General features: G+C 69.0%; 14 protein-coding genes. 12 read left to right on the forward strand and 2 right to left on the reverse strand.

Annotated features, from left to right (window positions below):
* Positions 1–895: 895 nt before the first annotated feature.
* A complete protein-coding gene (locus OG792_RS32765) occupies positions 896–1,399 on the reverse strand; it encodes a hypothetical protein (RefSeq protein WP_329105488.1) in 504 nt (167 codons plus the stop codon).
* A gap of 336 nt (positions 1,400–1,735) precedes the next feature.
* On the reverse strand, positions 1,736–2,068 hold the full coding sequence (locus tag OG792_RS32770) for a hypothetical protein (protein WP_329105490.1): 333 nt from the start codon (positions 2,066–2,068) through the stop codon (positions 1,736–1,738).
* Between the two features lie 58 nt (positions 2,069–2,126).
* Between OG792_RS32770 and OG792_RS32775 the strand changes: the two genes are divergently transcribed.
* The 12 genes from OG792_RS32775 (at position 2,127) to OG792_RS32830 (ending at position 11,148) form a co-directional block, all read left to right on the forward strand.
* The gene (locus tag OG792_RS32775) at positions 2,127–2,576 is read left to right on the forward strand and encodes a phage terminase small subunit (protein WP_329105492.1); all 450 of its coding nucleotides are present in this window, start codon (positions 2,127–2,129) and stop codon (positions 2,574–2,576) included.
* Positions 2,573–4,288, forward strand: coding sequence for a terminase (locus OG792_RS32780; RefSeq protein WP_329105494.1), 1,716 nt, complete (start codon positions 2,573–2,575; stop codon positions 4,286–4,288). The genes OG792_RS32775 and OG792_RS32780 overlap by 4 nt, the downstream gene beginning before the upstream one ends.
* Before the next feature lie 24 nt (positions 4,289–4,312).
* Positions 4,313–5,713, forward strand: a complete 1,401-nt coding sequence (locus OG792_RS32785) for a phage portal protein (RefSeq protein WP_329105496.1) — start codon at positions 4,313–4,315, stop codon at positions 5,711–5,713.
* Positions 5,714–5,716: 3 nt separating this feature from the next.
* The gene (locus OG792_RS32790) at positions 5,717–6,475 is read left to right on the forward strand and encodes a VG15 protein (protein WP_329105498.1); all 759 of its coding nucleotides are present in this window, start codon (positions 5,717–5,719) and stop codon (positions 6,473–6,475) included.
* A 163-nt stretch (positions 6,476–6,638) separates the two neighbouring features.
* Positions 6,639–7,166 carry a hypothetical protein gene (locus tag OG792_RS32795; protein WP_329105500.1) on the forward strand — a complete coding sequence of 176 codons (528 nt, stop codon included), beginning with the start codon at positions 6,639–6,641 and terminating at the stop codon, positions 7,164–7,166.
* Positions 7,167–7,181: 15 nt separating this feature from the next.
* Positions 7,182–8,099 carry a P22 phage major capsid protein family protein gene (locus OG792_RS32800; RefSeq protein WP_329105502.1) on the forward strand — a complete coding sequence of 306 codons (918 nt, stop codon included), beginning with the start codon at positions 7,182–7,184 and terminating at the stop codon, positions 8,097–8,099.
* Positions 8,100–8,140: 41 nt separating this feature from the next.
* Positions 8,141–8,584, forward strand: a complete 444-nt coding sequence (locus tag OG792_RS32805; RefSeq protein ID WP_329105504.1) for a hypothetical protein — start codon at positions 8,141–8,143, stop codon at positions 8,582–8,584.
* Positions 8,581–9,543 (forward strand): hypothetical protein, encoded by a 963-nt coding sequence (locus OG792_RS32810; RefSeq protein ID WP_329105506.1) that lies wholly within the window; start codon positions 8,581–8,583, stop codon positions 9,541–9,543. Before OG792_RS32805 ends, OG792_RS32810 begins: the two co-directional genes overlap by 4 nt.
* Positions 9,540–9,827: a hypothetical protein gene (locus tag OG792_RS32815; RefSeq protein ID WP_329105508.1), complete on the forward strand. Its 288-nt coding sequence runs from the start codon at positions 9,540–9,542 to the stop codon at positions 9,825–9,827. Before OG792_RS32810 ends, OG792_RS32815 begins: the two co-directional genes overlap by 4 nt.
* Positions 9,824–10,216 (forward strand): hypothetical protein, encoded by a 393-nt coding sequence (locus tag OG792_RS32820; protein ID WP_329105510.1) that lies wholly within the window; start codon positions 9,824–9,826, stop codon positions 10,214–10,216. Before OG792_RS32815 ends, OG792_RS32820 begins: the two co-directional genes overlap by 4 nt.
* A gap of 10 nt (positions 10,217–10,226) precedes the next feature.
* A complete protein-coding gene (locus tag OG792_RS32825) occupies positions 10,227–10,778 on the forward strand; it encodes a phage tail tube protein (RefSeq protein WP_329105512.1) in 552 nt (183 codons plus the stop codon).
* A 100-nt stretch (positions 10,779–10,878) separates the two neighbouring features.
* Positions 10,879–11,148: a hypothetical protein gene (locus OG792_RS32830; protein WP_329105514.1), complete on the forward strand. Its 270-nt coding sequence runs from the start codon at positions 10,879–10,881 to the stop codon at positions 11,146–11,148.
* Positions 11,149–11,220 lie beyond the last annotated feature (72 nt).

The following is an 11,220-nucleotide window of genomic DNA, read 5'->3' on the forward strand; positions in this document are numbered from 1 at the left end:
AGTCGCCGAGCGCTTCGCCCTGGACCCCGAGGACTTCGCCCGCCGGGTCCGGGCGCAGCTCGCCCGACGCATCGCCCGAGGCACCCGACCGCACAAGCGGTGCCCAGTCTGCCGGAACGACCTTCCGGCGCTGGCGTTCGCCGAGGACGCGAGCAAGGGCGACGGACTGAAGATCGTTTGCCGCGAATGCATGGCGGTCCGGGAAGCAGGTCGTCGCGTGTCCCAGTCTCGGCACACTAACTAGTTAGGGGGGAAGGGCGTTTACACGCCCCTAGGCCCCTCCACCTGCAAGCGCCCCGCTGATCACGACCGGTGTGCCCCTAGGGACCGGCTGAACAGCGGGGCCGCTGCGTTTTCCACTGGCTACGCCCTGGGCGTGCGCTCTCCCGGTTCGGGATGGAGTGCCACAGGGCGTTCCTTTTTGACCCCACCGGGGGGTGACTGGGGGCAGGCGTGGCCTGGGAAGGATCAGACAGAGCCTCCCGCCTGCCCCCGGACTGGGCAGTACGGCGATTGCGCATCCTGCGGCGTGACCAGTACCGCTGTCAGGTGCCCCTCGAAAGTGGCCCCCGGTGCCTGGCCCCTGCCGGCGAGGTCGATCACATCGAGCCTGGCGATAACCACGAGCCCGAGAATCTTCAGGCCATCTGCCGATGGCATCACGGTCAGAAGACAGCGGCCGAAGGCAACGCCGCACGACCGCCGACGCCCTCGCGTTATCGCAAGCCTGAGTCTCATCCTGGCGCGCTGTGACCAGCGCTGATCAAGAAGCTGATCGATCTGGGGGACGTCGTTGAGCGGTGGGGGGTGGCCCCTCCCCCTCTGGCCTGCTCACCGGGACGGCATAGCGTCTGCCTGCCTGTACGGGCATACAGGTCGTGCGCCTACCCAGCGGTCACGGTGGAATTGGCCGGCTAGTCCTCTTGACGGAGATTCGTCCCGTCCGAGGGTAGCCAGGTGGCAAAGTAATCTCCCACTTCTCGAATCTCTCATGAACCTCGAAGCGCCACGATCCGTCCGATTCCGCCTGGGCACCCCCCGTCACCGGCGGTACGGCGTCTGGCCGACGCTCGGCAGCCACGCGGAATGCAGCTGTAGCGAAGGTTAACGCCTCGTTCGTCGTCAGAAGCGCTAGCTGCTCTGGAGCTTTCTTCCACCGACGCCAGGCAACACTCATAAGGGCGTCGTAGGCGGCGTTCCCAATAACGCCGCTGATCGCTGCCGCGCCAACGGTTGTAACAAGATCCTTGTAAGGCTCGATTGCCCCGAGCACGAATGTCAAGGCGCCTGCGTGGTAGTTCCTACTCGTCTGCCAGGTGCCGGCCGGGATAAAGCTGGTCTCCTCTGGGGATGCGGAGCCCTGCTGATCGCCGCCGTCACCCTTGCCGCCATCGCCCATAAGGAGATTGTGGCCGCTCGGTCAAGACGGCCTTGAATCTTCCGCTGGAAACAGCGGCTCGGGCCGCGTCACGCGCCACACTCCGCGACTCGCCCCCTCGGCGTAAATCCTCACCAGCTCGGCGCGTGCCTCTGCCTCGTCGGCGTACCGCGCTCGCTGCATCGGCTCCCGAGCGGGATCGCTGAGGTGCACCTCCCACCCCCACGGCTCGGCCATGTCCTGCCAGAGCCGGACGTCCGCCGACGGGATGTCCGATCCCTCGGCGTAGAGCCACCCGGCCTCTCTGAGCTGCGGTAATGCCTTCACTCCCCGACCCTACTGAGCGGGACGGACGGGCTAGCCCTCGCCCGGTTCCTCGCTGCGCGGCTCGGCGGCGGTGCTCTCTTCCTCGGGCGTCCCTCGGCGGATGAGTGCCCGTGCTGTCTGTCCGTCTTGGCGTAGGCGTTCGCGGGTGGTCTCACCAATCTGACGAACAACCTCACGCGCGACCAGCCCCGCCGCGCCGCTAGCAAGCACCGGCACGACGACGTCGACGAGAACGACGCCGATGGTGTTCCCGCCCGCCCAAACACCTCCCGTTCCGCTGACAGACACCTCGATAGCCGGCGCTTGCGAATTCTGGTCCGCAGGTCCGCCCTGGTCGGGCGAGGTCTCTCGTTCACTCGTCACGCAATCAGTCTGTCAACTCGTCACTACTCACAGCCATCGCCCGAAGGGAGGTCACGCCGTGTCCCGAGGCACGATGCACCCGAGCAAGCCGGAAGGCCAGCGACGGCGCCGGAACACCCCGACGCACGGCGAGACCGTCCTTCCCCGCAGTGACGAGCTGCGCGGCCCTGAGCTGGCCGAGCTGACCGGTGGCCGGGTCTTCGGCCCGGAAGTTCTGGCTTGGTACGACGTGTGGCGGCGCTCCCCGCAGGCGGCCGTGTTCGAGTCAACCGACTGGCTGCGGCTGGCGATGCTGGCCCCGATCGTCGAGGCGCACTTCCGCCGGCCGTCCGCTGCGGCGCTCGGCGAGATCCGCATGAACGAAGAACGCCTCGGCGCGACCTTCGTCGACCGGATGCGCGCCCGCCTGCGGGTCGCCGACGAGGACGACGACCAAGGCGCCGAGCTTCCGCCGGGCGTGACCGACATCAACACGGCCCGCGACGAACTTCGTCGCCGGCTGGCGTGACCGCGCAGGCACTCGCCGACGCAGAGCTGAAAGCCCACGCACGAGAGGCCGCCCGCGAGGCGGTCGAACTGCACGCCCTGACGACCGTCCCCGCGTTCCCGATGGACGGCTCGGTGCGCTCCCTCGGCTGGGGCGTCATCGATTGGGTAGAGGGCTGGCTACTTCAGCCCGACGGCGACGAAGCCGGCGAGCCGTACCGGATGACCCGCGAGCAACTGAACTTCGTCCTCTGGTTCTACGCCGTGGACGGCAGGGGCCGCTTCATCTACCGGCGCGCGGTGCTCCGCAGGGCGAAGGGCTGGGGCAAGTCACCGTTCATCGGCGCTATCTGCCTCGCCGAGCTGTGCGGCCCGGTCCGCTTCGCCGGCTGGGGCAGCGACGGCGAGCCCATCGGCAAGCCGCACCCGGCGCCGTGGGTGGTGATCGCGGGTGTCTCGGAGACGCAGACCGAAAACACGATGGCCGCCATTCGTTCGATGGTCGAGGGATCGAGCCTCGTCGAAGCCGCGGGCCTGGACATCGGCAAGACGCGGATCTTCACGCCAGGCGGCGGAAAAATTCAGCCGATCACCACGGCCAGCGCCTCGGCCGAGGGTGCCAGGCCGAGCATGGCCGTCCTAGACGAAACGCACCATTGGACCGAATCCAACGGCGGGCACGCGCTGTTCCGGGTCATCGCCCGGAACCTCGCGAAGTCGCGCGACGGCGCGGCTCGGATGATCGAGACCACCAACGCGCACGCGCCCGGCCGCGACAGCATCGCCGAAGTCTCCTACCTCGCGTACCTGGCGATGCGGGAGAAGCGGACGCGGGCGGCCGGTCTGCTGTACGACTCCCGCGAGGCGCCGGGCGACATCGACCTGTCCGACCGCGATCGGCTCATGGCTGGGCTGGCATGTGCCTACGGTGACTCGACCTGGGTCGACCTGGAACGCATCGCCGAAGAGGTCTACGACCCGTCGACCCCGCCCGAGGAGTCGCGCCGGTTCTACCTGAACCAAATCGTCGCCGCCTCCGATAGCTGGCTCGCCCCGCACGAGTACGACGCAAACCGGCGTGACGACCTGGCCCCGCTGGTCGACGGCGAGACGGTTTGCCTCGGTTTCGACGGTGGCCGGACCGACGACAGCTCGGCGCTCGTCCTGGTCCGGGTGAGCGACGGCGCCCCCTACCTGCTCGGCCTCTGGGAAAAGCCCGAAGGGCCATCCGGGGTCGGCTGGGAGGTCGACCAGGAAGCGGTCCGGGACCTGGTCGACAACGCGTTTACACGCTTCGACGTCATCGCCTTCTTCAGCGACGTAGCGCTATGGGAAACCGACGTCGACCGCTGGCGCGAGCTGTACGGGGACCGGCTGCTAGTCAAGGCCACGACCCGTCACACCGTCGCGTGGGACATGCGCGGTCACCAGAGCGACACCGTCCGCGCGGTCGAGTCCCTGCACCGGGCCTTCATCGACGGCGAGGTGCCGCACGGCCCGAACGTCCTCGCGGACGGCACGGACGGAGCCCAGGCCCTACGCCGGCACGTCCTCAACGGCCGCAGGCGGCCGAACCGCTGGGGGATCTCCTTCGGCAAGGAAACCCGCGAGTCACCGAAGAAGGTCGATGCCCTCGCGGCCCTGGTCCTCGCCCGAATGGCCCGTTCCCGCGTCCTCGCCGAGGACGTCCTTCGCAAGCGCCGGAAGCGATCCGGACGCCTTTACGGATTCTGACCCGCCTCGGAAGGAGGCCCCTTCGTGCCTGCCACCGACGGCGCTATCACTGGCCTCGCCGAGGAACTGATCGGCGAGCACCGGACGCAAACGCAGGACCGCAGCCGGGGAGCGGGCAAGGTCGCCCGCTACCTGCGCGGCGATCATGACTTGCCGTACATGCCGAAGGGCGCGAAGGCCGAGTACAAGTCTCTCGCACAGAAGTCCATCACGAATTGGCTCCCGCTGATCAGCGAGACCTACGTGAAGGGCCTGTTCGTGGACGGGTACCGCGCGACTCGGGCGACCGAGAACGCCGCGCCCTGGTCGTACTGGCAGGCGAACCGGCTCGACGCCCGCCAGACCATCCCGCACCGTGGCGCACTGGAGTTCGGCGCGTCCTACGTCGTGGTCCTGCCCGGCGATAAGGCGCCGATGATCCGCCCGCTGACGCCTCTGAAAACGATCGCGATGTACGAGGACGACGACGATGACTGGCCGATTCATGGCCTGCGGGTCAAGGGCCGGTCAGCCGACGGCGCGCGGCTCTACGAGCTGTTCGACAGCGAGGCGGTTCACCTGCTCGCGCGGCCGAAGGACTCGGGCAAGCTGACCGTCGTCCGCTCGGACACTCACGGCCTGGGCGTGACGCCGCTGTCGCGGTTCCGCGACCGGCTGGACGGCCAGAACGTCGGCGTTATCGCCCCGCTGCTCGTGCTTCAGGACCGCATCAGCGAGGCCGTCTTCTCGCTGCTCGCGGCACTTCAGTTCGCGTCATTCCGGCAGCGCTGGGCAACCGGCCTGGCTATCCCCACGATCGACGACCCGGCGTCACCGCTGTACGGCCAGCCGATCGAGCCGTTCGAGGCGGCCGTAGATCGGTTGTGGGTCTCAGACTCGCCGGACGCCAAGTTCGGGAGCTTCGATCAGACCGACGTCACCGGGCACCTCGAAACGTACGGCTCGGGTGTGCGGACGCTGGCCGCTATCGCGCAGCTCTCCCCCCATGTCCTGCTCGGCGACCTGGTCAACCTCTCGGCCGATGCGTTGGCCGCTGCTGAGGCCGCGACACAGCGCAAGATCGGCGAGTACGAGACGATCTTCGGCGAGAGCTGGGAGCAGACCCTACGGCTCGCGGCCCTCGCGGCTGGCGACAAGACGTCGGCTGGCGACATCTCGTGTCAGGTCCGCTGGCGCGACACCGAGGCGCGAAGCCTCGCGGCTGCGGTCGACGCCCTGGGCAAGATGGTCACGATGCTTGCCGTGCCGGCCGAGGCCGCATGGGAGCGCATCCCCGGCGTGACGGACACCGACATTCAGCGGTGGCGCGGCATGGCGACGTCCAGCGACGGACTCGCGGCGCTGGCGGACGCGCTGACCCGGCAGTCAACGCCGGCCCTGCCCACTGCGGCCGTGCCTACTGCGGCCCTTGCCGCTGCGGCGTAATCCGTGGCCGAGCTGACGCCGACGCAGGCTATCGAGCTGTACCGCCTCGCTCAGGCGCAGATCGCGGGCGAGGCGGCGAGCCGGGCGGTCGTGGCCTTTAACGCCCTGCTCGATCCGGCGAACCTGGACGGCTCGTTCGGTTCCTACCTACGCGTCCTCGCGCTGATCACGGACGACGCCCGGCAGCGCATGGCCGCGACCGGTGGTCAGTTCTACCTGACCCACCGCGAGGCTATGCAAGTCCTCGCCGACGCACCGCCGGTCCTGCTGGCTGGCGCGCTCCCGCCCGAGCAGATGACCACAGTCGCACTGGTCACGGGGCCGGTCGAGGTGAAGCGCGCGATCATCCGGGGCGAGCCGATCTCCGTCGCCATGAGCAAGGCCGCCGCGACGACGGCCGGCGCGGTGTTCCGGCTGACCGCGAACGCTGGGCGGGACACGATCGACACCATGACCGCACGCGACCGGCTGGCCCTTGGCTGGGCGCGGGTCACCGATGGGAACCCCTGCTCGTTCTGTGCGCTGTTAGCGAGCCGTGGCCCTGTCTACAAGTCGGACCAGTCCGCGACGGGCCGCAAGGGCAGGTATCACGGGAAGTGCGGGTGCCATCCGGTCGCGGTCTACAGCAAGGGCGACCCGTGGCCCGGCAAGGCTCGGGAGTTTGAAGCCCTGTACGAGAGCGCGACCGAGGGCGAGAGCGGCAGGGACGCGATCAACGCCTTCCGGCGCGCGTACGAAGCCCAGCAACGCGCAGCGGCATAGCCCGCGCACCCCCCTAGAACGGCCCTGGGAGCTACGAGCATTCCGCGGCCTTCCCTCTTACCTAGCCGAGGTGCGTTGAACGACTCACGCACCCTCTCAGGGCTAGCGCACCACCCCTACGCGGGCAGGACCCGCACCCCAACCCGTCCCAGGAGGACAACCCGTGGCCGACGAGCCCACCACCCCGCCCGCGACCGAGTCCGCCCAGACGGGCGAGCTGACGCCGGGCAACGCCGGTAGCACCCCGCCCACCCCGCCGGCCGCGTCGCCCTGGGATGGGCCGTACGACGAGGGACGCGCAACCCGCCTGATCGAGAACCTTCGCGCCGAGTTGGCCGAGGTCAAGGCGAAGCGTTCGACCCCGCCGGCCGACGACGTGAAGGCGCAGTTCGCCGAGCTGACGGCCGAGCTGGCGAAGACGCGGAACGAGGCGATCGAGGCCGCGAAGCGTGCCGCCATTGCCGACGCAAAGGTCCCCGCGCACCTCGCGGGCTACGTCTCGGGCAAGACCCCGGAGGAGATCAAGGCGAGCGCCGAGAAGGTGGCCGCTGACTTCGCGGCCGGCGAGACCACCACCGACCCGCTTCCGGGTCTCCCGAAGCCCCGGCTCACGCCGGGCCGTGCGGCGGCCGACGCCGACTCGCACGACTTCGACGCCGCCGCTGTTGCCCGTGCGGCACGCGGTTACTGACCCTGAGAGGTAGCAATGCCGAACGAGTTCGTTATCCCTGAGCAGGTTCTCTCGACCGCGATTGCGCTGGTTCGGGATGACCTCGTTCTCGCCGCGACCATCAACCGTGACTACGAGGACAGCTTCGGTGGCGGAAAGGGCACCGTGGTCAACGTCCGGGTGCCTGCGACCCTGAAGGCCCGGCGTCGGAAGCTGACCGCCGACGGTACCGCGATCACCACCGACACCGTGAGCGAGTCGACCATCCCGGTCACGATGACCGAGCACGTCTACAGCGCGGTCGACGTCTCGGACGTACAGATGCGGATGGAGATCGCCGACTTCAGTCGGCAGGTGACCGTCCCGCAGGTCCGGGGCATCGTCGAGGACCTGGAAAACCTCGTGGTCGAGACCATGCAGGCCCTCCCCGAGACGCTGGGTATCGCCTACGACCCGGCAAAGCCGCACCTCTCGTTCACCCAGGCCCGGAAGGTGCTGCGGGACCTGGGCCTTCCGGCCGATGGTCTCTGGGCGGCCGTCGGGACCGGGGTTTACTCCGAGCTGGTCGACGCGCAGGCGATCACCGATGTCAGCCAGTCGGGCAGCACCGAGGCGCTTCGGAACGCCAACGTCGGCCGGGTGCGTGGCTTCACGACCGTCGAAAACAACCGACTCGAAGACGACGAGATCGTCTTCTACGGCCGGGACGCCTTCACCCTGGCGATCCGCGCGCCATACCCGCCGGACGGCGCGGCGTTCAGCACTTCCCAGTCCGAGAACGGCTTCGCGCTGACCTGGGTCAAGGACTACGACTCGTCCGTCCTGAAGGACCGCTCGATCTTCCAGACCTACGCCGGCTGCCAGTCCATGAAGGTGCAGCGGCTCGGGAAGGACGGCGTCGCCTCGCTCGTCACCCCGGCGCTTCGGGTGAAGACCTCCACCCCGGTCGCCTGACTTATATGCGTTGAACGTTCATCGCACCTGAAGGAGTTCGTATGAGCCTGCCCTCGCTCGCCACGGTCGGCGACATGGAGAAGCGCCTAGGTCTTGCACCGGGCGCGATCACTGGCGCCGACCTGGTCCGCGCGGGGGCGGCGCTCGACGACGCCTCGGCGCTCGTCCGGGCCGAGGCCGCGAAGGACTGGGTAGCCGAGGACGGAGTCACCCCCCAGGCCCCGGCGGTCGTCGCGATGGTCGTCGTGACGGCGGCCCTACGCAGCTACCGGAACCCGGACGGCTACCAGGGCGAGAGCGTCGGTTCCTACTCCTACCAGTACGCCCAGGGCGCGACGTCCGTGTACCTGCTCGGGCCAGAGAAGGACGTCGTCAAGCGCGCGGCGCGGGTCGGCTCGGGAAGCTACGGCGTTTACACGGTCCGGACTCCCTCGGCCTACAGCTCGCCGCCTGCCGACGAGTTCCCGTTCGGGAGGCTCGCGTGAGGTTCCCGGACGAGGTCGTGATCCTGCGGTCAGTCGGCGCCGACGAATACGGAAACGCAGACGGCTCATGGGATAACCCGCTCGCGATCCCGACGGCCGGGTTCCTGTCCGGCGAGGTCTGCTACCTACGGGCCAACGCCGACGCAGTCCGGGGCGATCGGCTGCTGATCAACGGCCGGATGTACGCGATCAACGGCGAGGTGACCGAGGCCCGCTCGCCGAGTAAGTCGGTGCTGAAGACCGCTCAGGTCGTCGCCCTGGACGACGCGCAGCCAACCGAGTTCGCCGTCCGCCGGTCCGGCGACACCATGACCGGCCCGCTCGTTCTGCCGGACGGTTCGCCGGCCGCGTCCGAGGCGTTCGTCCTGGCCCACGGTGGCGAGGGTGGCGGCATCGGTCCGGCTGGTCCGCAGGGCGCGAAGGGCGACCAGGGCGAGCCCGGCCAGCCGGGTCCGCAAGGTCCCCCCGGCCCGCAGGGTCCGCCCGGAACGGGCGGCGGCGCCGCGTCGATGCCTCGGGCGAAGGTGCACGTCGCCAACCCGGACCCCGAGCCCTGGCAGACCAACACCTACAACCTGCTCGCGTTCGCGATGCCCGAGCACGTCGACTCCGGCATGTGGACGCCCGACGTCCCGACGCGGGTCACGATCGCCGAGACCGGCTTCTACACGCTGACGTTCTCAATCGTCCTCATCGCCCCGGAAACGCAGCCCAGCAACGCGACCCTTTACGCGATGGCCCGGAAAAACTCGGCTGGCGCGGCTCTGGGCGGCTTCACGATCGGCGTGGGCGTCGGCCAGGGACAGAACGTCCTCGGCCAGCCGTTCGGCGGGGCCGGCTCGTTCGAGGCCGAGTTCGTCGCCGGTGACTACGTCGAAGGCTTCTTTCGCCCGACAGCGGGCGGCGGCTGGCGGATGGACCCCACCGCTACCTACCTGAGCATCCGGAGGGTCGCGTGAACCGCTCGAAGCTGAAGCTCGACCACTCCGGTATCGAGGCGGTCCTGAAGTCCGCCGAGGTGGCGGCCGAAATCGGCGATCTCGCCGAGTCCGTCCGGGCCGAGGTCGCCGCTCACCCGGCCGTGACAAAGCACAAGATGACCGTCCGCGTGAGCACGTACACCACCGACCGTGCGGCGGCGGCCGTCGACATCGCGCACCCCGGCGGGCTGGGCGCCCAAGCAAAGTACGGAGTCCTGACCCGAGCGGCCGGCGCGGCTGGGTTAGAGGTCCGCGAGTCGTGAAGGTTCGCTTCCCCGACCCGATGCGCGCCACCCTCGCGGTACTACGGCCGGCGCATCCCGGCGTCACGTTCGGGACGAAGCTTCCCGACGAGTTCGCGGCCGGCGACGGCCCGGCGCTGCCCTACGGGTGCGTCCGGACCGACGCGACGAAGGTGCGCTACCCGGTCGAGGCGACATCGACCGTACGCGTGACCGTCTGGGCCCAGTCCGAGGCTGCGGGCGTCGAGCTGGCCGGCGACATCCTCGCGACGCTGCTCGGCTACGAGGGCGGCCCGGACGCCCGAGGCTTCGGCCATCTCACCGGCCCGCTCCCGGCGGCCGACCCGGACACCGGGCGGCCGATCTGCTCGACCACCGTTGCCGCACGCCTGCGGCCGTACATCACCTGAAGGAGTTCGCATGGCAGGCGACCCGACGAAGGCGGGCCTCTGGGGCGGCGCCGATGTCTACATTGCACCCGTCGGGACTGCGTTCCCGACCGACCTCGCGACGGCTTGGGCCGTGGACTGGGAGCCGGTAGGCATCCTGGACGGCGAAGAGGGCTTCACCTGGGCGCGGGACATGGAGGAGTCCGAGTTCTACGGCTGGGGCGGAATCCTCATCCGGAAGACCCGCTCGAAGCACAAGCGGACCGTGACCTTCGTGGCCCTCGAAGACAACGACGTCGTGTACGAGCTGGCCAACCCAGGAAGCACCCGAACGGTCAGCGAGGGCGTGACGACCTCGCTCGTCAAGGTGCCGGAGAACCGCGAGTTCGCGATCGGTTTCGAGCTGCGCGACGGCACGAAGCGCACCCGGCGATTCGTCAAGCGGGCGACGGCCGACGTAGACGGCGAGGTCAAGGAAAGCGAGACCGAGCTGACCGCCTACACGTTCCTCGTGACGCTCTACCCCGAGGCTGACGCAACCCTCTACACCGAGCTTGCCGGGCTGTTCACTCCCACAGCTTGATGCGCTCAACGTTGCACGCATCACCCGAACCCCGAGGGCGCCGCGCGGACGTCCTCGGGGTTCGTCTCTCCGCGCCTCCGCGATGACCTGAGGAGTACCGATGACCGCACGCAGCGCCGCGAAGGCCGAGGCCCTGGGCGTGAAGATCGCCTTCACCCACGAGGACGTCTCGTACGAGATGGACCCGGCGATGAGCTGGGATCTCGACGCGATGGAGGCGTTCGAGGACGGCAACCTCGTCACCTGTATCCGGCTGATCCTCGGCCCCGAGCAGTACGCGAAGTTCAAGCCGCGCGGCACGAAGCGCACTGTCGGCGACCTGTCCGCGCTGTTCGAGACGATCCAAAAGGCGGCTGGTACCCCAAACTGACGCAGCTCGTCGCCCTGGTCCGCGAGCACCCGGACGCACTGGAAGCCGACCTCGCTCGGTACTACCCCGGCG

It is taken from the genome of Micromonospora sp. NBC_01699 (genome assembly GCF_036250065.1).
Classification (GTDB): Bacteria; Actinomycetota; Actinomycetes; order Mycobacteriales; family Micromonosporaceae; genus Micromonospora_G.

Coding starts and splice junctions, on each gene's coding strand:
- OG792_RS32765 (WP_329105488.1), bottom strand. CDS start 1,399: ATGGGCGATGGCGGCAAGGGTGACGGCGGCGATCAGCAGGGCTCCGCA.
- OG792_RS32825 (WP_329105512.1), top strand. CDS start 10,227: ATGGCAGGCGACCCGACGAAGGCGGGCCTCTGGGGCGGCGCCGATGTC.
- OG792_RS32830 (WP_329105514.1), top strand. CDS start 10,879: ATGACCGCACGCAGCGCCGCGAAGGCCGAGGCCCTGGGCGTGAAGATC.
- OG792_RS32805 (WP_329105504.1), top strand. CDS start 8,141: ATGAGCCTGCCCTCGCTCGCCACGGTCGGCGACATGGAGAAGCGCCTA.
- OG792_RS32800 (WP_329105502.1), top strand. CDS start 7,182: ATGCCGAACGAGTTCGTTATCCCTGAGCAGGTTCTCTCGACCGCGATT.